24 protein-coding genes and 1 pseudogene are annotated in these 25427 nt (G+C 54.8%); 12 read left to right on the top strand and 13 right to left on the bottom strand.

Features of this window, described 5'->3' with window-relative positions:
* Window positions 1-12 precede the first annotated feature (12 nt).
* On the bottom strand, window positions 13-759 hold the full coding sequence (locus tag ATI45_RS03830; protein ID WP_098418349.1) for a sulfite exporter TauE/SafE family protein: 747 nt from the start codon (window positions 757-759) through the stop codon (window positions 13-15).
* A 334-nt stretch (window positions 760-1093) separates the two neighbouring features.
* Between ATI45_RS03830 and ATI45_RS03825 the strand changes: the two genes are divergently transcribed.
* The 7 genes from ATI45_RS03825 (at window position 1094) to ATI45_RS03795 (ending at window position 7783) form a co-directional block, all read left to right on the top strand.
* Window positions 1094-2062 carry a beta-ketoacyl-ACP synthase III gene (locus tag ATI45_RS03825; RefSeq protein ID WP_098418348.1) on the top strand — a complete coding sequence of 323 codons (969 nt, stop codon included), beginning with the start codon at window positions 1094-1096 and terminating at the stop codon, window positions 2060-2062.
* A gap of 100 nt (window positions 2063-2162) precedes the next feature.
* Window positions 2163-3353 carry a sulfite oxidase gene (locus tag ATI45_RS03820; protein ID WP_218925891.1) on the top strand — a complete coding sequence of 397 codons (1191 nt, stop codon included), beginning with the start codon at window positions 2163-2165 and terminating at the stop codon, window positions 3351-3353.
* 16 nt (window positions 3354-3369) lie between these two features.
* Window positions 3370-3678 carry a c-type cytochrome gene (locus ATI45_RS03815; RefSeq protein WP_098418347.1) on the top strand — a complete coding sequence of 103 codons (309 nt, stop codon included), beginning with the start codon at window positions 3370-3372 and terminating at the stop codon, window positions 3676-3678.
* A gap of 181 nt (window positions 3679-3859) precedes the next feature.
* Window positions 3860-4873 carry a thiosulfate ABC transporter substrate-binding protein CysP gene (gene cysP, locus ATI45_RS03810; protein ID WP_098418346.1) on the top strand — a complete coding sequence of 338 codons (1014 nt, stop codon included), beginning with the start codon at window positions 3860-3862 and terminating at the stop codon, window positions 4871-4873.
* Between the two features lie 3 nt (window positions 4874-4876).
* On the top strand, window positions 4877-5758 hold the full coding sequence (cysT, locus tag ATI45_RS03805; RefSeq protein WP_098418345.1) for a sulfate/thiosulfate ABC transporter permease CysT: 882 nt from the start codon (window positions 4877-4879) through the stop codon (window positions 5756-5758).
* Between the two features lie 4 nt (window positions 5759-5762).
* Window positions 5763-6647, top strand: coding sequence for a sulfate ABC transporter permease subunit CysW (gene cysW, locus ATI45_RS03800; RefSeq protein ID WP_098418344.1), 885 nt, complete (start codon window positions 5763-5765; stop codon window positions 6645-6647).
* Window positions 6647-7783 carry a sulfate/molybdate ABC transporter ATP-binding protein gene (locus ATI45_RS03795; protein ID WP_098418343.1) on the top strand — a complete coding sequence of 379 codons (1137 nt, stop codon included), beginning with the start codon at window positions 6647-6649 and terminating at the stop codon, window positions 7781-7783. Before cysW ends, ATI45_RS03795 begins: the two co-directional genes overlap by 1 nt.
* On the opposite strand, the gene ATI45_RS03790 is transcribed toward ATI45_RS03795, so the two are convergent.
* Together ATI45_RS03790 and ATI45_RS03785 are read right to left on the bottom strand one after the other, a co-directional pair.
* Complete coding sequence (locus tag ATI45_RS03790) at window positions 7720-10173, bottom strand: DUF2309 domain-containing protein (RefSeq protein WP_098418342.1); 2454 nt, start codon at window positions 10171-10173, stop codon at window positions 7720-7722. The genes ATI45_RS03795 and ATI45_RS03790 overlap by 64 nt on opposite strands.
* Entirely contained in the window at window positions 10173-11795 is a 1623-nt protein-coding gene (locus ATI45_RS03785; RefSeq protein ID WP_098418341.1) for an NADH-quinone oxidoreductase subunit L, read from the bottom strand. Before ATI45_RS03785 ends, ATI45_RS03790 begins: the two co-directional genes overlap by 1 nt.
* 111 nt (window positions 11796-11906) lie before the next feature.
* On the opposite strand from ATI45_RS03785, the gene ATI45_RS03780 reads away from it, so the two are divergent.
* On the top strand, window positions 11907-12800 hold the full coding sequence (locus ATI45_RS03780; protein ID WP_098418340.1) for a LysR family transcriptional regulator: 894 nt from the start codon (window positions 11907-11909) through the stop codon (window positions 12798-12800).
* Between the two features lie 8 nt (window positions 12801-12808).
* Here the strand turns inward: ATI45_RS03780 and ATI45_RS03775 are convergent, their stop codons facing one another.
* Window positions 12809-13498: a J domain-containing protein gene (locus tag ATI45_RS03775; RefSeq protein ID WP_098418339.1), complete on the bottom strand. Its 690-nt coding sequence runs from the start codon at window positions 13496-13498 to the stop codon at window positions 12809-12811.
* A 202-nt stretch (window positions 13499-13700) separates the two neighbouring features.
* On the opposite strand from ATI45_RS03775, the pseudogene ATI45_RS03770 reads away from it, so the two are divergent.
* Window positions 13701-14930: pseudogene (locus ATI45_RS03770) on the top strand (TonB-dependent receptor plug domain-containing protein); the annotation flags it as partial.
* A 15-nt stretch (window positions 14931-14945) separates the two neighbouring features.
* Here the strand turns inward: ATI45_RS03770 and ATI45_RS03765 are convergent.
* Window positions 14946-15695: an IS5 family transposase gene (locus tag ATI45_RS03765; protein WP_098418337.1), complete on the bottom strand. Its 750-nt coding sequence runs from the start codon at window positions 15693-15695 to the stop codon at window positions 14946-14948.
* A 69-nt stretch (window positions 15696-15764) separates the two neighbouring features.
* Between ATI45_RS03765 and ATI45_RS03760 the strand changes: the two genes are divergently transcribed.
* From ATI45_RS03760 to ATI45_RS03750, 3 genes are read left to right on the top strand one after another with little or no spacing between them, the layout of a single operon-like run.
* The gene (locus ATI45_RS03760) at window positions 15765-16781 is read left to right on the top strand and encodes a TonB-dependent receptor plug domain-containing protein (protein WP_228735925.1); all 1017 of its coding nucleotides are present in this window, start codon (window positions 15765-15767) and stop codon (window positions 16779-16781) included.
* 25 nt (window positions 16782-16806) lie between these two features.
* On the top strand, window positions 16807-17838 hold the full coding sequence (locus ATI45_RS03755) for an ABC transporter substrate-binding protein (RefSeq protein ID WP_228735924.1): 1032 nt from the start codon (window positions 16807-16809) through the stop codon (window positions 17836-17838).
* The gene (locus tag ATI45_RS03750; RefSeq protein ID WP_098418336.1) at window positions 17835-19466 is read left to right on the top strand and encodes a sensor histidine kinase; all 1632 of its coding nucleotides are present in this window, start codon (window positions 17835-17837) and stop codon (window positions 19464-19466) included. The genes ATI45_RS03755 and ATI45_RS03750 overlap by 4 nt, the downstream gene beginning before the upstream one ends.
* 53 nt (window positions 19467-19519) lie before the next feature.
* On the opposite strand, the gene gorA is transcribed toward ATI45_RS03750, so the two are convergent.
* From gorA to gspH, 8 genes are all read right to left on the bottom strand, one after another.
* On the bottom strand, window positions 19520-20893 hold the full coding sequence (gene gorA, locus ATI45_RS03745) for a glutathione-disulfide reductase (protein WP_098418335.1): 1374 nt from the start codon (window positions 20891-20893) through the stop codon (window positions 19520-19522).
* Between the two features lie 105 nt (window positions 20894-20998).
* Entirely contained in the window at window positions 20999-21496 is a 498-nt protein-coding gene (gene gspM / locus ATI45_RS03740; protein WP_098418334.1) for a type II secretion system protein GspM, read from the bottom strand.
* A gap of 3 nt (window positions 21497-21499) precedes the next feature.
* Window positions 21500-22795 carry a type II secretion system protein GspL gene (gene gspL, locus ATI45_RS03735; protein ID WP_098418333.1) on the bottom strand — a complete coding sequence of 432 codons (1296 nt, stop codon included), beginning with the start codon at window positions 22793-22795 and terminating at the stop codon, window positions 21500-21502.
* A 2-nt stretch (window positions 22796-22797) separates the two neighbouring features.
* Window positions 22798-23226 (bottom strand): type II secretion system protein GspK, encoded by a 429-nt coding sequence (locus tag ATI45_RS22990; protein ID WP_267284049.1) that lies wholly within the window; start codon window positions 23224-23226, stop codon window positions 22798-22800.
* 5 nt (window positions 23227-23231) lie between these two features.
* Entirely contained in the window at window positions 23232-23738 is a 507-nt protein-coding gene (locus ATI45_RS22985) for a general secretion pathway protein GspK (RefSeq protein WP_267283848.1), read from the bottom strand.
* Between the two features lie 70 nt (window positions 23739-23808).
* The gene (gspJ, locus tag ATI45_RS03725; protein ID WP_098421636.1) at window positions 23809-24525 is read right to left on the bottom strand and encodes a type II secretion system minor pseudopilin GspJ; all 717 of its coding nucleotides are present in this window, start codon (window positions 24523-24525) and stop codon (window positions 23809-23811) included.
* The gene (gspI, locus tag ATI45_RS03720; RefSeq protein ID WP_098418332.1) at window positions 24525-24899 is read right to left on the bottom strand and encodes a type II secretion system minor pseudopilin GspI; all 375 of its coding nucleotides are present in this window, start codon (window positions 24897-24899) and stop codon (window positions 24525-24527) included. The genes gspJ and gspI overlap by 1 nt, the downstream gene beginning before the upstream one ends.
* Window positions 24896-25426, bottom strand: a complete 531-nt coding sequence (gene gspH, locus ATI45_RS03715; protein WP_098418331.1) for a type II secretion system minor pseudopilin GspH — start codon at window positions 25424-25426, stop codon at window positions 24896-24898. Before gspH ends, gspI begins: the two co-directional genes overlap by 4 nt.
* Window position 25427: the final 1 nt, after the last annotated feature.

Below are 25427 nucleotides of genomic sequence, written 5' to 3'. Positions count from 1 at the left end.
GTCAGCGGCCAATCAAGCGACAATCAGGCGAATAACAATGGCGCCGACCATAATCAGAGTTAGCCATTTCACCCACTGTGCACCCCGTGGCCCAACATTGACCTTCACCGCAATGATTGCCCCGGCAATGTTACCTGCGGCCAGGGTCAGGCCCATGGCCCAGCGTACTTGCCCACTGCCTGCGAATATCGCCAGTGCCGGGATGGTATACAGAAGAATGATGAAGACTTTGAGCACGTTCACCTGGAGCAGGTCTATTTTCAGCATACGGTGCAGCGCCACAATAAACAGCGCCCCTACTCCCACCTGAATGAAACCACCGTAAAGACCCACCACAAACATGGCGGCGTAGATCACCGGGCCGAGCCGTTGGGGGGTTAAAGGCCGAGTGTCCAGCTTTGGCGCTGGCAACAGTAAAAATGCCGAGGTGGCGATCATGGCGGCAACCAGAATGAACTCGAAAACAGCTGCCGACACATCGGTTGCAAGCCATGCACCAAGCAAGGATCCCAGCACGGCCGGCACGGCCAGGCGCAAACCAATGCCTAGCTGGCCGTGCCCGTTACGGAAAAAACTGCCAACGGCGGTAACGCTCTGCAACGTTATAGCGACCCGATTGGTGCCATTGGCAACCTGGGGCGGCAAGCCCAGAAACATCAGCAAGGGCAAAGTGAGCATTGAGCCGCCGGCGGAGAGCACGTTAATAAAGCCGGCGACCCCGCCCAGGGCAGCCAGCAAAACCATTTCAGTGAGCGTCATTCGGTGACCGTATCAATGTTGAACCAAGGGTTTGCGAGCTGCCGCGGCAGAAGATTTGTAACTGCTCCAAGCTTGAATGCTTAACGCAAGGCTAACGGAGGTTGCACAAGAAAAGCTAATGGTAGATTTTACAAAACGTCCCTGTGTCATAATTCCGTCCCATTCCAGTGTATTGCGGTCGAGTCGAAGATTAAATCTAGACCTAACTAGCCGTCGCTGCCATGCTGAAAGATGACAAACTAACGTTCAACCGACAAATCGCTAATAACGCCGCCGGCATAGACCGGTATAGCATGACGGATTGACAAAAAATCAATGCTGCAGGAAGTTACGAATGACCTTCGCACGTATTACCGGCACTGGCTCGTATCTGCCGGACCAGATTGTTACCAATAAAGATCTAGAAAAAACTGTGGACACCACGGACCAGTGGATCCGCGAGCGCACCGGCATTGAGCAGCGCCATATTGCGGTGAAGGGTCAAACCACGGTTGACCTGGCCGAACAGGCCGCATTGAGAGCCATAGATGCCGCCGGAATAGACGCTGCAGATATTGACCTGATCGTGTTCGCTACTTCTACGCCCAATAAAATATTCCCAAGCTCCGCCTGTATTCTGCAGGCGCGCCTGGGCATTCGAGGCTGTCCCGCTTTTGACATTCAGGCTGTATGCAGCGGTTTTGTGTACGCGCTGGCCACCGCGGATAAGTTTATAAAAACCGGAACCAGCAAAAAAGTGCTCGTCATTGGTGCCGAGGTATTCTCTCGTATTATCGACTGGAGCGATCGCGGTACCTGCGTGTTGTTCGGCGATGGCGCCGGTGCGGTTATTCTTGAAGCCAGTGATGAAACTGGGATTTTGTCCACCCATCTTCACGCCGACGGCAGCTATGAAAAACTTCTTCACGTGCCATGTGGCATCGCCGAAAATCCTGAAAAGTTCAAGGCAGGCTTGGGCTATGTGGAAATGAAAGGCAATGAAGTCTTCAGAATGGCGGTAAACACGCTGGGTAGAATTGTTGATGAAACCCTTGCCCACAACAATATGAAAAAATCGGATATTGATTGGCTTGTGCCCCACCAGGCTAATATGCGCATTATCGCAGCGACCGCTAGAAAACTGAACATGCCGATGGATCAGGTTGTAGTAACCGTTAACAAGCATGGCAATACCTCAGCAGCGTCTATTCCTCTGGCCCTTGATGAAGCTGTACGTGATGGCCGGATCAAGCGGAACGAGGTTGTTTTGCTGGAAGCGTTTGGCGGCGGTTTTACCTGGGGGTCTGCGTTACTACGTTTTTAAGTGGCAGCATATAAGAAGCTGGTTTAAGCTTAGTCCCGATGTGCATCAAAAAAAATAAGAGGAAGAAATGATGAAAATGTCACCTCGGGATACTCAAGCTATGACAACCCAACCTGCGAGCCTCAGCCGCAGACGTTTACTGGTTGGCAGCGCCGGCGCCATGGCCTCTGTCAGCTTGTTAGGCATGGTGCCACTGGCGCGTGCCGAAGAGCCCAAAACCCTGCCTGACTTCGTGAAATGGAAAGATCAATCTGCGTTGATCGTGCACAGCGCGAACACTATGGAAACCCAGCGTGGTGCCATTGGTAGCGGTGTGGTAACGCCAAGCACCCATTTGTTTGTGCGTAACAACCTGCCCGCGCCCGGCGGCATCACGGATAACCCGGATGCCTGGGAAGTTGCCATTGATGGTGTGGCATCGCCCAAAACCTTTACGGTTGCCGATCTGAAAAAAATGAATGTCACGTCGGTTGCGTCTGTATTGCAGTGTTCCGGCAATGGCCGCGCTTTCTTTACCCATGGCCCGGGCGGAACCCAGTGGGCCACCGGCGCTGCGGGCTGTGTCGTTTGGACAGGCGTGCCCCTAAGCGATGTGATCAAAGAACTGGGTGGCAACATTGAAGATGCCCGTTACATAACCGCCACGGGCGGCGAGACTCTGCCTGCAGGTTTGGACCCGAAAACCCTGATGGTAAAGCGCTCTGTCCCCCTTAGAGCGTTAGACCAGGCTATGCTGGTGTGGGAAATGAACGATCAACCCTTACCCTTGAGCCATGGCGGGCCTTTGCGTTTTGTTGTGCCGGGCTACTTTGGTGTCAACAACGTTAAGTACGTCAAAAACATCACTCTTACGAAAGACCAAACCGACGCCAAAATTCAGGCCTCGGGCTATCGCTTTCGCGACGTTGGCGTAAAAGGCGCCCCGGACCAACCTTCCATGTGGGAAATGCCGGTTAAGTCCTGGGTAACTGCTCCTCTAGAAGGCGCAAAAACCGGTCGTAATATGATTTATGGCGTGGCCTTTGGCGGTGTTAATGATCTTGAGAAAATAGAAGTCTCTGTCGACGGTGGCAAAAATTGGAAACAGGCCCGTTTCCTGGGACCGGATTTAGGACCTTTTGCATGGCGTCCGTTTGTACTGGGCACCGATCTGCCGGCCGGCGAGCATCGCATCGTCAGTCGTGCCACCGATGTTGAAGGCAACACTCAACCACCTGAGCGTACGCCGAACGAACGCGGTTATGGCAACACCAGCTGGCAAGATCACGGCGTTACCGTTAACGTAACTTGAGCGTGGAAACTCATTTATGAAAACAGCGGTTGTTAGTATTATATTATGTCTGTGTGCTGGGACCGCTTTTGCAGACGAACTTTACAAACAGGGTAAGCAGGTATTTGATCAGTCTCAGCCTTCCTGCGCGATTTGCCACACTTTGGCAGACGCAGGGTCGGCAGGTGTTATCGGACCCAACTTCAATGATCTGAAGCCTTCTGAAGAGCAGGTTTGGAAGGCGCTGAACGGCGGGGTTGGTATTATGCCGAATTTTTCGGACAGCCTGTCGCAAGAGCAGATGAAAGCGGTGGCGCATTACGTCGCCGAAGCCTCTAAGCAGTAGCGGCAAAACCTGAAGCTCGCACATATTGCGGGCTTCAGGTTTTCGTCATCATGAAAGCGCTTTTACTACTTACCCTCTTCTTATTCTAAAAATTTATATTTAAGTGATTCGTTATTCTTTCCCGTTTTAACCGCACTTTGTTAACTTACCCCTCAACACACCATCTGTTTAGGGGAATGTCATGCAACGTAAACTCAAGGGCCTGGTTACCGGCCTCGCGCTCAGTGCCTCGCTCTTCGCACCTGCCGCTTTATCGGCCGATCGTGAACTGCTGAACTCATCCTATGACATCGCCCGTGAACTGTTCGCCGCTTACAACGTGCATTTCAATGAATACTGGAATGAAAAGACCGGCGACAACGTTGAAGTCAGCCAGTCTCACGCAGGCTCTTCCAAGCAGGCACAAGCGATTATTCAAGGTCTGAAAGCCGACGTGGTTACCTTTAACCAGGTTACCGACATCGACATTCTGCACACCCGCGGCAACTTGATTCCTGAAAACTGGGCCGAGCGTTTACCAAACAACAGCTCTCCTTACTACTCGACTATGGCGTTCCTGGTGCGTAAGGGTAATCCGAAAAACATCCAAAACTGGGACGACCTAGTAAAAGAAGACGTCGCTCTGGTTATGCCCAACCCGAAAACCTCCGGTAACGGTCGTTATACCTACCTGGCCGCACTGGGCTACGCCCAAGAGACCTTTGGTGACGACCAGCAGAAAATAGACGGCTTTCTGCGGGACTTTCTGGGCCACGTAAAAGTCTTCGACAGCGGCGGTCGTGGCGCTACGACCACTTTTATTGAGCGTGGTATTGGCGACGCTCTACTAACGTTTGAATCGGAAGTACTGAATCTGGTCGACCGCTACGACAACGGCGAATACGAAGTTGTCACGCCTAAAGTCAGCTTTCTGGCCGAATTCCCGGTGACCTGGATAGACGATTACGTAAAACAGAACGGCACCGAAGAACTGGCCAAAGCTTATCTTGAGCACCTTTACAGCGAAGACGCCCAGCGCCTGCTGGCCGGATTCAACAACCGCGTGCACAACGAGGTCGTCAAAAAGGAAACGTCTGACCGCTTCCCGGATGTCAAATTACTGCCCATCAGCGCCATTGCCGGCAGCTGGGAAAACGCCACCGAAGAACACTTTGCCAGTGGCGGCAAACTTGACCAACTGCAGCGTCGGAAGTAATTAATGTCCACTGCCAATCAGGCCAGCGTTGTGAAACCACAGCGCTGGTCGCTTGCTAAGGGCCGCAGTAAGCGGGTATTGCCGGGGTTCGGTCTGAGCCTCGGCATTTCGCTGTTCTTTATCAGCCTGGTTCTGCTATTGCCACTGACCGGTCTGGTCATTGAAATGTCCGCCATGACCCTCAGCGAATTCTGGTTTGTAATCACTGATCCACGGGTGGTTGCCTCCTATAAGGTAACCGCACTGGCGGCATTAGCCGCGTCGCTGTTCAACGGCGCATTTGGCCTGCTGCTGGCCTGGGTATTGGTGCGCTATGAATTTCCCGGAAAACGCCTGATTGATGCAGTGGTAGATCTACCCTTTGCGTTACCCACCGCCGTTGCCGGTATTACTCTGGCAACGCTGTTCGCCGCAAACGGCTGGTATGGACAATGGCTCACCAAACTGGGCATTGAAGTTGCCTTCACTCCGGTTGGCATCGTGGTGGCTATGGCGTTTACCAGCTTACCGTTTGTGGTGCGCACTGTGCAGCCGGTTCTGGAAGAGCTGGCACCGGAAGATGAAGAAGCCGCCGTAAGCCTGGGCGCCAGCGACGCCCATGTGTTTCGCCGGGTCATTTTTCCGGCACTATGGCCAGCATTGGTCACCGGTGTGGCTTTGTCGTTCACCCGCAGCCTTGGCGAGTTTGGCGCGGTTATCTTCATTGCCGGCAACATGCCCTACATCAGTGAAGTCACCAGCCTGATGATCTTTATCCGCCTACAGGAATACGACTACGCGGCGGCCAGCGCGATCGCCTCGGTTGTTCTGCTGGCATCACTGGTGCTGCTGTTTTCCATTACGGTATGGCAAGCGCGCTATCTCAAACGCCTGGAAGGACGCTAGCACCATGGCAAGCACCCGGTCCCGCTCTTCACGCTCTTTACAACAGCGTCGCGTTGGCGACAGCCCGGCCATAAAGTGGCTGCTGATTGGCATTGCCATCGCTGTTACCGCTGGCCTTTTAATTATGCCGCTGGTGGTTATTTTCACCGAAGCCCTGAGCGCCGGGTGGAGCACCTTCGCTGATAACCTGCTAGACCAGTACACTCTGCACGCCATCGGGCTGACCTTGTTTGTGGCCGCTTTGACCGTGCCGCTAAACCTGGTGTTTGGTGTCGCGCTGGCCTGGCTGGTCACCCGGTTTCGCTTTCCCGGCCGTAAACTGCTGATCACCCTGATTGATATTCCGTTTGCGGTGTCGCCAGTGGTGGCTGGTTTGCTGTATCTGCTGCTGTATGGCCGTAACGGCTGGATTGGCAGCTGGCTGGCGGATTATGACATTCAGCTGATGTTCAGCTGGCCCGGCATTGTTATGGTGACGGTGTTTGTGACCTGCCCGTTTGTGGCCCGCGAGCTGATTCCGCTGATGCAACAGCAAGGCAGCGAGGAAGAAGAGGCCGGCGTGGTGCTTGGCGCATCGGGTTGGAGAATATTTCGGACCATCACACTACCCAACATCAAATGGGCGCTTATCTACGGCGTTGTACTGACCAACGCTCGTGCAGTCGGCGAATTTGGCGCGGTGTCGGTGGTGGCGGGTAACATTCGAGGGCAAACCAACACCCTGCCCCTGCACGTGGAATTGTTGTACCAGGATTATAACGTTGTCGGCGCGTTCACCAGCGCTTCACTATTGGCCGGCATTGCCGTGTTTACGTTGGCCGCTAAAGGTTTTGTGGAATGGCGGCAGGCTCGTACCGTGATCCGCCTGCAAGCACAGGAGACTGTTTAATGAGTATTACTGTTGATGGCATCAACAAGCGCTTTGGCAAGTTTCAGGCGCTGAATAACGTCTCTCTGGATATTCCCGAGGGCAAACTCACCGCTTTGCTGGGCCCTTCCGGCTCGGGCAAAACGACCCTGCTGCGCATTATTGCCGGGCTGGAGTCTGCAGACAGCGGGCAAATCTCGTTTTCAGGCAAGGATGTTACCGGGCTTCACGTGCGCGATCGCAACATCGGTTTTGTGTTTCAGCACTATGCTCTGTTCCGCCACATGACCGTGGCACAGAACATTGCTTTCGGCCTGGATTCTCTGCCGCGCAAACAGCGCCCGGCAAAAGCGGGCATTCAGAAGCGCGTTAGTGAGCTGCTGGAAATGATTCAGTTACCCCACCTGGCCCAACGCTACCCGGCGCAATTGTCCGGTGGTCAGAAACAGCGGGTGGCATTGGCCCGCTCGATTGCGACCCAACCGAAAATTCTACTCTTGGATGAACCCTTTGGAGCGCTGGACGCCAAAGTACGTAAAGACTTGCGCCGTTGGCTGCGCAATCTGCACGATGAATTCCACTTCACCAGCATTTTCGTGACCCACGACCAAGAAGAAGCGTTGGAACTGTCTGATCAGGTGGTGGTTATGAGCCAGGGCCAAGTGGAGCAGGTGAATGAACCCATAGAACTTTACGCTCGGCCAGAGAGCCGCTTTGTGTTCGATTTTTTGGGCCAGGTCAATGTGATTTCTGGCCAGGTGAAGCAAGGCAGCCTGAGCCAGGGTAATGCCTGGGTAACCGTACCCGGGGTGCAGCACAAAGGAGACGCCCAGCTTTACCTGCGGCCCCACGAAGTCCGGCTGGCAACAGCGCCGGTGGCGCACGCCAATTTACCGCTGCGCATTGAAGCAGTCAGCCTGATTGGCTCGGAAGTGCGGGTTGAGTTACGCCCTGAGGGCTGGCAAAGCGAAGGCTCGGATAACATCTGGGAAGTTGGCATCAGCCATGCCGAATTCAACAGCCAGCGCCCGACTCGCGGCGATCTGCGTTATGCAGTGCCGGAGGTCGGGCATCTGTTTACCGGTAACGACGCTCAGCCCGCAACCGTTAACTGGGCCGAAGCGGAACTGGCACCCCGGGTTCGCTTGATCCGCTGAAGGCTGGTCATGCTCAGCCACTGGTTTTTGACCAGTGTGGCGAGCGCCGGGGTGCGCTCCAAAGCCAAATCAATCCGCGCTTGGGGCGCATCAATCAAAACAGCCAAACGCATGGGCTCGTGCCGCCAGTTCGTACCGTCATGCACCGACTGCCACGGCAAACCAATCCGCAGATCGCTGCCATCACCTTCAATCACGCCCACATTGCCGCCGATCACCGAATGCAGCAGCTTATTGCCCGCACCGTAGGTTTCCGGTGCAGTTACCGAGGCGAAATACTGTAAATTAATCCAGCTGGCAACCACCACCGGGCCACCAAATATGGTGGTCAGTACAGTGCCATCCTCGTCTGCCTCGGGATCATAATCGTGCATGAATACCCGGCCACCCAGGTCGCATCCGCGCGACAATGTACGGTTGCCAATCAGCATCGCGGCGTTATTGGCCAAACCCCACTCAGGGCGCACCTCTGCCCAGTTCCGGGTGCGTCTTTGCAGTTCGGCCAGCAGCGCGTCATCGCCCAACCCGTTTAGCTGAAGCGGTGTCGCCCGCTCCCGCCGCATGCTGGTGCCAGCAATGCTCAGGGCGTTTTCAAAACGCGACATGACACCACGATGACTGCCCGGCAAGGCGCTGCGGCGAATAATCTGCACTTGGTCGGTCACCGTGCAGTGCTGGCCGGCAACCACCCAGGTTTCCTGGGGAATAACGATACCTTCTTTTTCCAGACCTGCACGGACCACCGGTTCGTTCAGCATATCAGCCACAATCTGCGCATTCAGGCCGCCGTTGCGGCCACCGCAGGCGCCACACGCCAGACCCGCATGGTGGGCGTTATTGTCGGTGTGGGCGCCGTGGCCCACCAGAACCAGTAACGGGGCAAAATTTTCCGTCAGCGACAGCGACCGCAAAAAATCTATGCCCAGGCGGATTTTGTTCGCGTCAGACAACGGGTCTCCAGTTCCGGCATGATGCATGCGCAGCTGGCCTGGCTCGTGATCTTCACCTTTACTGCCATTCCCTTTGTTCAAACTGTCACGAACCAGCTTCCAGGCCCAGGCCAAGCCGGTGGTTTCCACCAGGGTAAATGTTGACAGGCTGCCATACTTGGCACCGCGAACGGCCTGGCGGACCAGTTCCTGCTGATTGGTTTTGCTTCGCTGGGCATTATCACCCTGGCTGGTACCCGTAGTGTCAGCGGCTATGATCGCCGGCTCCAACAGGCCCGGAAGCTGACGCACGCCGGGCTTGTCGCTGAGTGTCTGATGGGCCAGCGTCAGGCCAAAGAAGCCGGCCATACCCTTGGTTTGAATACCGCCGTCCGCCTGTTCCAGATTGCGCCGGATAACTTCTGAACGAACATCAATACAAAATACCGCTTGAATATCCGGCTTGGCCGCCGCGACCGGGCTTTCATCAAGATTCAGACTTGATAGCAACTGGCGTTGCCATGCCTTTTCAAACGCCTGCTGCCACAACCAGAGCTGGCCGTCAGTGTTTGCGCCCTTATCAAGCCGGCTCTCATCAAACCCACTCTTGGCGGCCAGAGACCACTGGCTACGCCAGGCTTTCTGGGTAGCGTTATCGGCCAGCGCGACCCCTGCCCATTCCCATGCCAGCAACACGGCCAGCAGTTCACGACAGATCCTACTGCTACCCCCTTGATTTTCGGCCCGCCAGTCTATTCCACGGCACCAGGAGGCCCAGCCAATTATATCCAGCAGCAACCCGTGGCAAAGCGCTTCTAACGCCGCAGGCGGCAAGGCCAGATCGCTGGTCAGTGGTGCCAGGGCCTGTTCGGTTTCTTGCGGCAAGCCTGCAAGCATGCGCTGTAAACCTTTAACGCCAATCTGCTTGTCTACCAGATGGCTGGCGTTTACATGCTGATGCCAAGCCGTGTAAAGGCCGTGTTCCTTGTCTGCAGCCCAGCGTGCCTGGCGCTGATCAAAGTAACGGGCACAGAAACGACCGGTCTGACGTACAACGGCTTGCTGGGAGTTGCCATCGCCGGCTGGCGCAAGGCCCTCATGGCTCAGGAAAATAGAACAGGCCACCCGCGGCTGAACTTCATCTCCCGCGCGCAAGCGCTTTAGAAGACTTTCAATTGATGGCGCAGGTTCAGGCCCAACCGCCTGCAACACATCCTGCACGTCTTCCGGGCGAATACGCCCGCCTTCCCAGGCCGACAAATAGAAAGACGCAGGCATTAACATGCTAATACCACCACGGCGCTGCAACTGATCGGCCGCCGCTGCCACCGGTTGTTCCCGCATTCCCCACCAGGGATTAACGGCAATAAACTGGTCCAGTGGCCAAATTGGCGCTATGGCCTCGCAAGCCGCGGTTACAGCCGTCTGTAATTCGTCTTGTACAACGTGGCTAGGGTTCATCAGCGCTCTCCTGAACTCAACGGGTTAACTTTGTGTAGGTTGGTCGATTTGGCGCCGCTAAGGCTCAAACCGCGGGTTGTTCGTGCCAGTGCGGCACTGATGCGGTTCAGCGGCAGGTCTAGCCCTAAGCCTTCGCAGCAGTAATGGTGGAGCGCCTGACTGATGCGGCTTTGCGGTTTAAGCAAAATCATCAGCGAGCCGGCCGCCAGAGCAGCGACAATGGCCAGGCCCGCCACTTGTGCCGCAAGTGGCAGCACCAGGTTGTTGGCCGAGCTCAGAGCCGGCGACAGCAGCGCATGCAACAGGCTGTAAAGCGGCAACAGCATCAAGGTACACAGCAGCAGGCTGGCGCGAACCGGGGTCTTTACCCAGGCTGGAATGCCCAATGCAGCAGCAGTACACGCCAGCACGAGCAGCGTGCCTAGAACCAGTTTCCCTTCAACCAGTGCCGGCACCGCCCACAATATAACCGCGGCGACCACTGCGGCCAGCACGCCGTTTATCACCTGAACTCTCTCCACTCCCGCATACCCTGCCAGTTTATGGCTGACTACCACGGTGCGGCTGCTGGCAAGGAACGAATGCGCCTTGTACAGCGAGTGCGCCAGCAGGTGAAGAAGGGCCAAGGTGTAAGCGCCCAAGCCAATTTCGAACAACATAAAACCCATCTGCGCTGACGTAGACCACGCCAGTGAGTGCTTCACCGACGACTGCGTCATCATCACCAGCGCAGCTACCACCGCGGTCACACCGCCGACAACAAGAAGAATGCCATGGCCTGGGGTAAAGCCGTCAAACACCGGGTACAAACGCAGCCACAGGAAACCACCCAGGTTGATAATGCCCGCGTGCAGCAGTGCCGAAACCGGCGTTGGCGCTTCCATAACCCGCAACAACCAGCCGTGAACGGGCAGCTGGGCGCATTTCAGCAGCGCGGCTATAGCCAGCAGAACAGAGGCGGACTGCAGCGCCAATGATTGGTCAACTCCACCGCTTGCGGCGGCCATCATTTCCGGAAGATAAAAGGTCCCGTAGTGTTGGTGCAGCAGCAGAACAGCGCTGAGTACACACACATCGCCAACCCTGCTGATAACAAACTTCTGCAAGGCAGCCGCGTTCGCTGCGGCGCGTTGGGGATAAAGGGTAAGCAAGTGGTGAAATGAAAGACTTACGCCCACCCAGGCACCCACAAGGATAATCAGGTGGTTGGTTAGCACCAGAACCAGAACGCTGGCCAGGGTAATAAGAAACCAGGGGAAAAAGCGTTCGCGCCCTGGGTCCCCGCGCAGATAGTCGTCTGCGTAACGAATGATGACCCAGCCGATAAAGCCCACCAGCATAGACATCCACAATGACAGGCCACTGGGGAGAAGACCAAACTGGGCGCCAATTTCTGGCAAACCGGTTGTGAAGCCCGGGCCATCGGCCAACAACATCAGGCCGATAAAGCCGGTGATAGCCATCAAGGCAACGAACAGGCTCTTGGCTGCGGTCCAGCAATGGGAAAGCTTGCGTGGGTTGCTGGTCCAGCTGGCATAAGCTGCAAGCAACAGCAGCGACAACGGGACCAGCAGCCAGCCCAACAGGGCAAGTTCTGCAACAACGGTGGCGATGGGGTTCATTCAGCAACTCCTTGAACAGCAAATTAAGCAACTCAGCTACTATGCCCACCGTGCATACATTTAAAAAATAGTTTATAAAGAACGTAACATTCACTTTTAAAGAACGAATACATGAAGCTTAATTACCATCACCTGTACTACTTCTGGGAAGTGGCTCGCACCGGACACCTGACCCGTGCTGCGGAAGCTTTGCACATATCCCAATCGGCGCTGTCAGGGCAAATACGAAAGCTGGAGGACAGTTTTGGTGAAGCGCTGTTTATTCGCGAAGGGCGGCGCCTGAAGCTTTCCGAGGCAGGCCGCGTGGCGTTCAGCTACGCCGAGGAAATATTTCGCCAAGGCGCGGAGCTGTCCGCTTTGTTTGAAAGCGGACACCAGCCGGCGCGAGAAACATTAAAGGTAGGTGCTGTGGCGACACTGTCGCGAAACTTTCAGGAGGGGTTTCTGGCGCCGCTACTAGAGCGGGATGATCTGGAGCTTAGCCTGCAAAGCGGCGGACTTGACGACTTGCTGCGGCGCCTGTCGGCACATCGGCTAGACCTGGTGCTGTCGAACCAGCCGGTTCAGGGCGACCAACAGAACCCATTTCGCTCCCGCCGCATCGCGCGTCAGCCAGTTAGCATTATCGGGCCTCCCGACGCGGCTACCAACGTGGTATTCCCTGACTTTCTTCAGGGTTTACGGCTAATTGTCCCCGGTGCCGAAAACAATATACGCCACGCGTTTGATCAATTCTGCGATTACCACAAAGTGCGGCCAAGACTGATAGCAGAGGTGGACGATATGGCGATGATGCGACTGCTGGCAAGGGACACACGCTACTTTTCGGTACTGCCCCCGGTGGTCGTCCGTGACGAACTGAAAGCCGGAAGCCTGGTGGATTACGGTGCCCTACCCGGGGTTTTCGAAGAATTTTACGCCATCAGCATTCGCCGCCGATTCGAGCCTGCCAGTCTGGCCCGGCTGTTGGCCCAACCGGTCGGCGATTTTCTTAATCAGGTTTAAACGGCTGGTCAGCCGCCGCCCATTCCGCCGAACAGGCTGGTTAAAATAACCAGCCCGATAATCCAACCAATCACCGCCGGCCAGAAGTTAACGGATGGCGGTGGCTGTTCGTTCGGCTCGCCTTGCTCGCCTTGCTCGCCGCCCATCATCTCTGGCTCTGGATAATTACGTTCGTCCGGCTGCGGCTTTTTCTCATTTTTGTTCGTCGCTTCGCGCAGGCTTGGCCATTCAAACCAGTCACCCAGAAATGCAGTGACCGATGCCGGAAACACACCATTTTTGGCCATCGGCCGCAACTGTGACTCAAGCCGGCGGGCAATGTCAGCGCGCAAAGCAGGCTGGTCGGCAGGTGGCTCACACAAAATGGCCTTCCATACGTCTACATTTTCCGCGCGAATACTGTCATTCAGCAGCGCTTTAATCTGAATGACCACCTCGCGCGCCACTTGCGCTGAATAAGCGTCCAGCTCTTGGGACTGCTCAGACTCTTGCTCAGGCTGTGTCTCCGGAGCGTGTGACGTTGTTTTTGCGTCGATATCAGGGGCGGTCGGTGCAGCAGCACCTGTGGCCTCGCGAAAGGCTTGCTCCAGGCTCACGGCCTCATCGCTGCTGGCAAACTTCAGTTGCTGTTGGTAAGCCTGTTCTATGCGCTGGCGATCGGATGTCGGCTCTATTCCTAGTAGGTCCCAGCAGTTCATTAATACGGATCTCCAATGATTACAAAATGTACATTTATGCGCGACAAATGAACCTCACTGCAATAGCATACGCTTTGCACTGCATAAATCGATCGTTCGAATCGCACTACACAACAAGTATAGAATCACAAACATGGCCGTTACGAATTATTCCTGTTGCCCGAGCGGTACCCGGGCGGATTCGCTCTTAGCAACCACGTCTTTGCAAGCGGCTCCGCGCCAGACCACTCTACGCCGTGCACCCCGAGCATTTGGCGGCTTTGGGCTATTTTGCACAGCAACATTGCTGGGAGTCACCGTAGCGGTCGCACCCGCCTTGGCCGACGGCAATGACCTTTCCGATAAGGTTGAGCCTCTGCCCGGCTTTTACGGTTTTAACGATGATATCCCCGAAGTTCTGACCACAACCCGCTTGCGGCAGCCCAAAACCCGGGTGCCGGGCAGCACCACCGTTATTGAAGGCAATTTGATACGGCAGCTGGGCATTAACAGCCTGGTTGAGATTTTTCGTCTGGTGCCGGGTATGGTTGTTGCCGAGGTGGGCAGCGGTACACCGGTGACAACCTACCATGGCACTGCGCACTACGAGCAGCGCCGTATGCAGGTGCTAATAGACGGGCGCACAGCCCATCGCGCCTCACTGTCTGATATGGACTGGCAAAGTATGCCGGTTGCGCTGGAGTTGATCGAGCGCATCGAGATCAGCCGAGGGCCCAACTCGGCTGCATACGGCATCAATGCGTTTCTGGGTACCATTAACGTTATCACCCGCGACCCGGCTGACACCGCCGGTACCGAGCTCAGATTTATGTCCGGTTCACGGGATTACCAGCGCACCTTTGCCAGCGTTGGCGATGCGTCCCAAACGATGGACTGGCGCATAGCCTTTGAAAAGCGGCAATTTGGGGGCTTTGACTATCAATATGACTCGGAAAGCCAAACTTTTGTCCCATTTCACGACGGTCACAATCTTAATTTTCTGACGTTCGACTCACGGCTAAAGTTTCGGCCGGATTTTAATCTGGAGTTGCGCGCCGGCGTTACCGATGGAGTTAATGAAGAAGACAAAGACAAAGGTGGCGAATTTAACCCGTCAGCCAATCCGGATATTGATGTGCGCGATTACTACGTGCAAAACCGCTTTAATTTTATTCCTTCAGCGGATCATTTTTTCCATGTGCAGGTCAATTTCGAGAACTTCAAGCGACGCCAGCGTTGGCCAATCGAGGTATCTGAAACTGACATCAGGCCTTTTCTTGAAAAACTGTGCGTCGACTCTGGCCGCAATGCTGCAGACTGCTCTGCTTCAATCACCGCGCTCGAACCTTTAACAGCAAACCTGAACGCTGACTCCGAAGATTCGCGTTTGGAACTGGAATTGCAAGACACGCTGTTACTGTCTGATAAGATTAAATTGGTCTCCGGCCTAGGGGCTGTTGACGTTTCATTACATCGGCAACCATAAAAATCCACAAGCCATGGCGACGACGCTCTCATAGTTGCGTTTCAATTTGTCATAGCGCGTCGCCAGCCCACGAAAATGTTTCAAGCGTGCAAACGCATTTTCCACCAAATGACGGTGGTGATATAACGACCAATCCATATCTGCATTACCTATGACCGAATTCGACTTTCTTGGAATTACGGCGATGGCACCTCTGCTTCTAATCTGTTCGCGAATCTTTTCACTGTCATAACCTTTGTCCGCTATCACGGCTTTAGCCGGCGGTAATGGTTCAATTAATTCGCTTGCCGCCGTGCTGTCATGGATCTCGCCGCCCGTTACTGTAAACTCAATCGGTAAGCCGTAACTATCGACTGCCAAATGAATTTTTGTTGTATTTCCGGCGCGACTTTTACCGATAGCTTGCGAGTCAGCACCTCTTGCGCCCGTGCTATGCTGATGGGCTTTCACATAGCTTCCATCAATAAATTCCCACTCAGTATCCGGTTCGCTGACCAGGTTTTTGAACAGCAGCAACCATTTTCCTTTTTTTGACCACTCATTGAATCTTTTATACACCGAGTTCCATCGACCGAAACAAGAAGGTAAATCTCGCCACGGACAACCCACTCTCAGTCGATAAAACATGCCTTCGACCATCATCCGCAGGTCGCGCTTGTTATAAATATTTTCTTGAAGCATCATTCCTTTTAGCTTCGACCAGTGCTCATCACTGAGCATGAATCGGGGCATGGCAAACTCGTTTTATTGGTGGTGTAGGAACCTTAATATTACGAGTTTACCTATTTTATTCAATGCCTTATGCGAAAACGTCAACAGCCCCTAGGCTATCGCCATGATACCTACCGTTCGGAAACCTATTTTAACGGCCGCGGCACCAGTGAGCAGTATCGAATTTTTGCGAATTTGGAATACACTCCGATTCGGTGGCTAACCTTGAACGGCGGCGGAAACTGGGAACATACCGACACTACAGGCGAAGGCTATTTTTCCCCACGGATGGCCGCCAATTTTATCTTTAATGATCACCACACAGTTCGTTTTGTGTATTCAGAGGCTGTACGCACGCCAGACAGTTTTGAGCAGAACCCCGACTATGGTTTCGTGCTTCGCAACGTGAATTCTGCTTATGCAAACCAATTAAATGGGTATCGTGTAGGAGCGAGTGATTTGCTCGATGAAAAGTACGTTAATACCTTGGGGGTCAAATTACACGAAGAGAAAATCCGCTCTCACGAGGTCAGTTATTTTGGTCAGTTCCCGCTATCGCCGGCTTTGCTCACTCTGGAGGTACGGGGCTTTTATGATGAAATGCGCGATATGATCGGTGGCGTTATTCAGTTCGCGGATTGGAACATCGATAACAGCGTGGATATTGATCAGAAAGGTTTTGAGATCGAAGGCTCTTTGGTCTTCCCATCAACCACTCTGCGCATGAACTATGGCTATCTTGATCAGGATTCGCGCTACAGCGGCCCTGATAGTTATGACGGCAAACAGTTATCCGCCGAAGAGAAGGAAAACAAGCTCAAATGGCTTGGGCGCCTGTCTGCAAGACATTCTGGAAGCATTGCAGCCATCCAGCGACTTCCATGGAATATTACCGCGGCGAGCGCATTTTACTGGGCCGACGAGTTCCGCAACTCCCAGTTTGAACGCTTGGATATACGCCTGGCCAAGCAGATTATTCAGCCACGCTACACAGCGGAACTTGCGTTTGTTATGCAGCACTACCTGAACCGGGAGTTTGAGCTTAGCTCTGATAACAATATTGCAGACCACAACCAGTTTTTTGTGGAAGCAGGGTTACATTTTTAATGGACGTTCGTAGGTAATGGCAATCATGGATCGATCGCTCAGCAAGGCAGGCCTGTTCCGGATGGCCTACTTTATCGCCCGCGGACGTGTTGTTGCTGCGCTCTTCGGTTTGCTCTTGATGCTGGTTGCCGGCGCTGCCCGCTCAGACATTACGATTCCGTTGATCTATGTGGTGGGTTCAGGTAACGATGTTCTGGACAACTATTTGCTGGAGCAGGTTCGCCAAGTGGTCGGGCAAGAAATACCGGTCATGCCGGTTAAGGAGTCTGAAGCGACATTAAATCCGGACGTGCCCATAGTAACCATTGGCCCCAGAGCGTTTACCACGGCGCTGGGCAGGTATCCGCAGTCGCCGATACTGGCAACACTGATTTCGCAGGAATACTATCGGGCTATGACCAGTGCGCGCTCAGATAAGGGATCGGAGCGCACTGTTTCTGCCGTTTACTACGACGTGCCTCTGCTCAACCAGGCGCTTACCGGCAAGGCCATACTTCCCCAAGCCCGCCGGATTGCCCTGTTAGCAACGCCAGACAGCACCCACCTTTACAGCGAATTGCTGTCGCAGCTGCCAAAGTACAATCTGGAAGCGCAGATGTTTGTTGTAAACAGCAGTAGCGAGCTCATACCGACTCTGGTGCGCGCGCTCTATTACGGTGATTTCGTATTGGCAGCTCAAGACCCCAGCATTTATAACCCAAGCACCATTAAACACATTCTTCTGACCGCCTACCGCCGTAACATCATGGTCATTGGTCCCAGCCAGGTCTATGTTAAAGCCGGCTCGCTGGCCTCAAGCTATGCGCCCTACTCTGCGATTGCGCAAACTTTGGTCAGCGCTCTGGAACAGTGGTTTCAAGAGGGTTTTTTGCCGGAACCTATGTACCCGACCTATTTCAATGTTCAGATAAACGAGCAAGTCGGACGCTCCCTGAACATCCCGCTGCCGTCAGAGGACAGCGTGAAGCAACAGGTAACAGAGCTGCTGCGTAAGCAGGCGATGTCTGCCACCAAAGACGCGGCAGCAGATGCCGCGAACAGTGGGATCTTGCCATGAAGTCACCTTCACTGGGCGTTCCTGCAAAGGGCAATCCGGCGCACCGTCAGTCGGCAAAACTCGCCCGCAAACTGCTTATTCTTGGCGCTTTGCCCGCGGTTCTGATGTTCGCCGCACTGATGCTGTTTTTTACCTATGTGCGATTGCAAGACGCCAACGAACGGGTGGCGGAACACAGCCAGATTGTTGCTGACAGTCTGGCTCCCGCATTGGAGTACGCGGTCGTATCGGGCAACACCAGCGTGCTCAATGACATTATTTCCGAATCTTTACGCCGCAGTGACGCTGACTGGATACGCGTAACGAGCGTTCGCGGCGAGGTTATCGGCTTTGTCAGTAACGCCGACGCCCGTGCTCGTAAACAGGCTGAGGTGGAAGCACGAATAGCGACGCTTGCTGTGCCAGCTTTAAACAAAAACATTTATACCGCCGAGATTCTGCAAAAACCCTTGAATATGGACGACCTGGATATCCCTGAGTGGTTCGACCCGGGTTTGAGCTTCGTCGGCGGAGCCTTACGGGTAGGCAGCGTGTATGTAGGCGTTGATCCAGACCTGCTGGCCAGCAAACGCCGCAGCATTTTGTGGACGTCTGTGGTTTTGAGTACTGCCCTGCTGCTTTTGACTATGCTACTGGTTAATTACTTTCTCACTGGTATCTTGCGCCCCATGCGCAACATTGCGCGGCGAATTAAAGCCCTCAGCCACCACGATTACAAGGTGACGCCGGTGAATCAATATCGTAATTCACAGGAACTCATAACCATAGAAACGCGCCTGAACGAGTTGGCCCAGCATCTCGAAGAGCAACGAAAGCTGCAGGAGCAAACCTTAACGCAAACCCGCTCTGCGCTGGAGCAGGCTGAGCGCAACAGCCAGGCCAAATCTGAATTTATGGACATTGCGAGTCATGAGTTGCAGACCCCTCTTCAGGCTGTGCTGAGCATGGTCAAGCTGATCGAGCGCGAAAGCCTGAGCAGCAGTCAGAGCGAATATCTGATGACCGCCAGTCGCTCTGCGCAGGACCTTTTGCTGGTGATAAACGATATTTTGGAGTACTCCCGTCTGGACGGCGGCACTGCGGTGCTGCGGTCTTATCCATTTGATTTGCACCAGCTGATTCACAACTGCGTGGCGTCCCACGGACAAGCCGCGCTGGAGGCCGAATTAACCCTGGACCTGAGTTTCCACTCAGGTTTTCCAGACGTAGCGATGGTGCAAGGCGACGCGCCAAAATTACGTCAGATATTAGCAGGCCTTCTGGATAACTCTATTAAGGGCAGTCACGATGGCAAGATACAGATTGAAGCCTGCCTGAAAACCGTAGAGACAGAACAATTGCTGGATCACCGGGACGCTGGCGATCAACTCCCTTCGGCGGTATTACTGAGCGTAACAGTGTCCGATGCCGCTGCTCAGGATTTGTCCCACAGTTTAGGCTCTGGATTTAATAATTTTGATGAGTTCGACAAGGTGAGCCAGAGCAACCTGAGCGGAAACTCCGGGTTCATGGGTCTTAGCCTGCCGTTGGTGCAACGCCTTATCGAATTGATGGGGGGGCAGCTAAAGGTAGAGACCAATGCCGAGGGGCGTTCACTCTTGCGCTTCGAGATCCCCTTCGAACAATAAAAAAAGCGCCGGCTCCGTTTATCAGAGCCAGCGCTTTCATTTCACCTTCACGGTCAGTCAGGATCAACCCGAACAGGCTCCCGCATGGTGACAAACTCTTCCGCTGACGTTGGATGAATGCCCAGCGTTGCGTCAAATTGCGCCTTGGTGGCCCCGGCCTTGATCGCAATAGCAAGGCCCTGGGTGATTTCACCGGAGTCTGTCCCTACCATGTGAGCGCCCAGCACTTTGTCGGTGCGGTTATCAACCACCAGTTTCATCATGCAGCGTTCATCGCGCCCGCTTAAGGTGTACTTCATGGGTCTGAATTCCGAGCGGTAAACTCGCAGGCTATGCCCTGCCAGACGAGCTTCCTGCTCGGTCAGGCCTACGGTGCCGATGTTTGGTTGGCAGAAAACCGCGGTGGGTATCGCCGCGTAGTCCATCTCGCCTTCACCATCGCCAAACAACCTTCGTGACAACACCATCGCCTGGGCCAAAGCGACCGGGGTCAACTGGGGGGTGCCGATCACGTCACCGAGCGCAGAGATTGAGGGCACTTCGGTCTGGAAATAGTCGTTTACCACCACGTGGCCCGAGCCATTCAGCGCCACGCCAAGCTCAGCCAGGCCAAGGCCGTCAACGAGCGCGCGGCGTCCGGTCGCGGCCATAACGAGACCGGTTTTGAGTGTTTCGCCGTTGCTCAAAAGCACTGAATAATCGCCGCTTGCGCCGGTGACCGATTCGATAGTGACGTTGAATTGCAGATCCACGCCTTTCTTCACCATTTCCTGGGCCGTAAACGTGCGAATGTCGTCGTCAAAGCCACGAAGAAACAGGTCCCCGCGATACAGCAGTGTGGTTTTAACACCAAGGCCAGCCAAAATACCGGCAAACTCTACGGCTATATAGCCACCGCCCCAAACGACTGCATGCTGTGGAAGTTCCGGTAAGAAGAACATTTCGTTAGACGTCAGTAGGTGCTCTTTGCCGGGAATGTCAGGCACTACGGGCCAACTGCCAGTGGCAACCGTAATGTGTTTGGCGCTGTAGCTTTTATCGCCAATAACCACTGTGTTTGGCCCGCTCAAGCGGGCACTGCCATTGAGAATGGTCACGCCGGCGTTTTCCAACAGGCGACCATAAATGCCGTTCAGGCGCTCGATCTCGCGATTTTTGTTAGCGAGCAATGTGGGCCAATCGAACTTTACGTCGGCAAGAGGCACCTGCCAGCCGTAACCTGCGGCGTCTTCCAGTTCATCGTGAACGTGGGCGCCATAAACAAACAGTTTTTTGGGTACGCAACCCACATTTACGCAGGTACCGCCCAGGTAACGCGATTCCACCACCGCTACCCGCGCACCGCGCTGGGCGGATATGCGGGCCAATCGAACGCCACCAGAACCGGCACCTATCACAATCAAGTCGTAATCTGCTGAGTCAGACACATTGTCTCCCGTTGTTAATCGATTTGAAGCTGTTTCATTCAATTCAGTTTTACGCTGGCTGGGCGATTAAAGGCCAAGTGTTAAACGGGCTGTTACCTTGCCCGCTTAGGCGGTCTGTTCCAGCGCCGCCTGATCTATTACAACGCCATTTTCGACACTCAGAGTTACCAGCCAGGATGCCACATCGGCAAAGGGTACGTTATCCATCCATATACGAACAGAGTTATCACTGCCAGGCTCAAAGCGCTGCAACAACAGCCCGGACTCCCTTGCCGTGCGAGTCACCAACCCCATCAAGGCGCGACTGTCTGCTGGCTTTTCGATAGCGCTGTCGGCGCCATCATCAACCGGGATCGCTCCTGCAAGCGCGCTTATACTGGCAGCGTTGCCGTTCATCCAGGCCAGCAGCTGGGCGGCGTTGAGCCGCGATGTCTGCGCGCGATCGTGATAACCGGTGGCCGGCAGCCAGAGGGCGAAATACAAAACACCCGCCAGTACGGCAACGGCCAGCCACCGCAGGGCTTTTTGATCCCGCGGGGGGAGTTGCAGATACTGCACCTGAAGTTTGCGTACACCGGCTTGGTTTTTCAATTTTTCCAGCATCGTTTAACCTCCTGAAACCGTTAAACGCCCGCGAATTTCACCGGCTTCGTTCACCACCGATCCAATTTGTGCATCCAGCCCCTGGGCCGCAAGCCCATTGCGCAACCGGCTCATCAGGTCGTAACTGTCTGCGCGTAAATCCACCACCAGTTCACCGCGGGCCTGGTTATAATTCAGCGAATTGAAGCGAATACCGTTGCTACCAGAAACCGCCGCATACTGCTGGCCGGTAAATTTCATCAGGGTTATAAAATTCAGACTCGGGCCGCTGTCAGCGTTTTGTCTGAGCTGGCCCTCAACCACCCTGCGCGCATTGCCGGGGTGGGTGCGCCGATCGTCGGGAAATGCCTGTCGGTAAAAACTCATGGCCTGTGCATTCAGGTTGTCGGCCTGATTTTGATAATACCAGCCTAGCCCTGTTTCTAAAGACAGTTGAAGTACCAGCCAGGCCGCCGCGACCAGAATTAAGGGCCTCCAGGGCGTCAGAGCACTTTTTTTCGCCGGGCCAGTGGCAAAGTTGCCCTGGCAAAGGTTGATGGCGCCTGCGCCCGGGTGCTGGTGAGACAGGGCCAACAGTTCCACTGGCAAGCGCTCGAAATGTTCAGTCGTAATCTCTATTTCATCTTGAGCGACCCTGTTCGTCATGAGTAAAGACGGCTCATCGCCCGCCTGCCCTTCAAGATACAAGGTCAGAGCCGTAGCCGCGTCGTTGCCGGGCACTAGCAGTGTTTGCAGGAACAAGCTTAGATTGGAGGTTTGCACACTCAACCACTCGCCGGCCGGGCCCAGCAACATGGTCACCTCGCCATCTACACAGGCGCTCCAACCGTCAGCCCTGGGCGGGAGCAGCGACGCGTCGGCGTATATGCCACTCAAAGTAAGGTCGCGCCAACCGCTGTACACACCGACCCAGTTGGCCATGCGCTCACGATCAATCGCGGCTACGCGGTAGCCCTGATCGCCGTGGTTACCGAGCGCCAGGTGCAGGGTTTCTATATCCTGCGCTAGCTGTTCTTCAACCGCATAAGGCAATGCCTGGGCAATAAACCGCTGTTGTTTTGCGGGTATATTGGCCAAACAGAATGCCGCCTCGTCACCGGGAATCAACCCAATCAGGAGGCTGTGTTCAATAGCGTTCTGCGCCAGCGTCTGCTCGATGTCATCCTGGCTATCGGCTTCGCCTCTGGTCTGGCAATGGCCGGCACTGTCCAGCAGCGCCCAACTGTAACGCCGTTCGCCTGGCTGTTGTTCTACAGCGACAGAGCCTGAAACCGACCGCACATACAGGCGATAAGACATGGTTATCCTTCCAAGATGTTAAACGGCGCTTTGGTAATCTGGTTTTTCTGCCCTGTGTCCCGGTGCAACGTAGACACCTTGCCTTCCGGGTCGCGGTAAACGGTGCTGATCAGGTGCACAACCCGTTTATCGTAGGTAATTCGTGCAACAACCTCAAAAAAGCGGGTTTGCAAAGTAAGGCCCTCTGGTTTCAAGCCTAGACCGGAAAATTGCGGCAGCGCCAGAAAATCTTTGATGTTTTCAAATCGTTGTTCTTTTCGCCTATCAATCACCGCCTTTACCTGGGCCGCGTTCAAATCCGGGTGCAAGGTTTGTAACACCTGCGCGCTGGCAGTGTTTACATTGATACCCAGGCCACTGACCGGCAGCGCCGCCACGAAAGGCCTTAGCGCCTGATAGCTTTCCTCGGTCACGCCCTCCAGCAGGCGCAACTCGGTTACGCTGGCAAACGGCTGGTTAGCAGCCCGGTAACCGGGCTGCTAACCAGCAGATATTGGCCGTCTTCGGCACCATAAGCACTGATGGTCTGGTTATTTGCATCCACCCAGTCAATAAACACATCGGCTTTCAGGCCTGTTATCTGAAGGTTCTGCAGTAGTTGGTCCAAGCGTTCACGGCTGACCGGGTCTGGCTCGTTATCGGCACCTATAAGGTCATTCAGGTTCAGCCTGCCGCCCAAACCGTCCAACTGTATCTCTGCAACGCCGCCGTCGTCTAACGGCAGCACAACGGAGTTGGCCGCCCAGAATTCGTCCAGGCTGTCGATCGGCGTTCCAGCTTCGTTGTCTTCTTCGTAATCTGTGATCAGTATCTGGTGGGCGAACGCTTCTGCACCCAGGGCCACACTCAGCCCTTGCTGCTGAGCCAGATAATGCCCTGCCTTGAACACCCGAAAGCTTTGTTGGCGTGCCATTCCGGTTGCCAGTATAACCACCAGTGCCATCGCAGCAGCACCATAATTAACGCCACACCCTGCTGATTACAGCGTTTTGAAAAGGCTTCATTGTGACGCATCATTGGCCGCCCGCTTGGACTGACGCCTCTTCATCGGCGGCTCTGTCGCTGATGTTGCCTTCAACGTTTCGGCTCAGACTGGCCTGGGCCTTGCCGGCGTCGAAATCTGTTAGTACGAAGAGGCGCTCCAGTGTGCCAAAACGGTCGTGCTCTATGGTCAACTCCAGGCCCGCAGGCAGCGCGGGCGTTTCGTTGTCTACTGTGGTGCTGGCAAACGGCCCCTGAACAGGCCAGTTGTCATGCCACTGGCGGTTACTGTCCAGAAAACGCAGCTTGAACGTCTTTAGCCCGTCCAGCACCTGCGCTTGCCTGCGATTGTCTTCCTGACCCTGGTCTAGCGTTGGCCAGTAACTGCGCACCAGTGCATTGCCATCGTATTCCCATGCAACGCGTTGCAATTCGCTGCGGCGCTGGCCCAGCGGGTTGCGCCAGCCCTGACGGGTAAAAAGCAGGTTGGAAGGTTCACTACGACTGGTCAGTGCAGGCTGAACGTCGCCAAAAATATCCCGCGCCGGGCGATTGATGATCTGGTTCATATCCCGTTCAAACAACAGCATGGTGCGCTGAAGCGCCGCAAACTCATCGGCCACTTCGTCTACCCGGTCGCGGGCGTTGATAACGCCGTTTAAAACCTGCCAGACACCAAGGCCAATCACGGCGGTAATGGTAACGGCTATCAGCATTTCCATTAATGTGAAGCCGCGTTGGCACGCCATCATCTTGCACCCACAAAAGCGGCCAGGCTGTGCACCGTGTAAGGGTCTGAAGATTCGTCCCGGTAGCGGCTAACGCTCACCTCAACACGCCGGATGTCAGAATCTGCCGTGGCTGTTACCCGGGTGATGACTTGCCAGCGGTAGGGCCCAAACTCTTGGTCGCTGGCGGCGTCACTGGTGGCCGGCAAACGACTTTTCAGCCTTATTTCGTTGATTCGGTTTTCTGCCAGCCATGCCGCCAGGGTTTTATCGCGAACACGTTCGTAACTGGCAATATACTGGCTGCCCACTTGCGCAGCCGCCGTTGCAATCAAGCCAAAAATCAGCAGGGCCACAAGCACTTCGATTAAGGTGAAGCCCCGTGACCGACTCATGGACCCTCCGCCTCAGCGCCGGGCTTTTGCCAGTGTATGAGTGCAATACCGTCAGAATACAAGCGATGGGGTGGCGATGCCTGGCCCCTCGCCATCAATTCAATTTCGAAAGCTGTGCTTTCTCCGCTAGAAAAAAACACAATATTCGGCCGTAACGTATTATTTTCATTCGTTAAGCGCGGGGCGTCAGCGGCCACGGTTGTGTCTACTGACAGCCAGGATGGCAGGGCGTGTACCTGAAACAGCCGTTCTTGGCTGGTTTTCCAAGCACGGGTTTCATCATCGAACACTACAAACTGATAGTTGTCAGCCTCTATTACCAGGCCCGCTTCCAGATTGTTTAACATGGCTTGTTCGGACACTACCTGCATTCGCAGATACAAATCCTGAACCTCAACTTCCAGCTCGCGCTGCTGCGAGCTGCCGCCCATAGTGAACACCGCCAGGGCCGCCATTAGGCCAATAATAACCAGCACCACCAATATTTCGATCAGAGTGAAGCCATTCTGGGGGGTGTTACGTGGCAAG

The organism is Marinobacter sp. LV10MA510-1 (assembly GCF_002563885.1).
Classification (GTDB): Bacteria; Pseudomonadota; Gammaproteobacteria; order Pseudomonadales; family Oleiphilaceae; genus Marinobacter.
The sequence above is the reverse complement of the archived record's forward strand: the minus strand, read 5'-3'. Positions and strand labels throughout refer to the sequence as shown.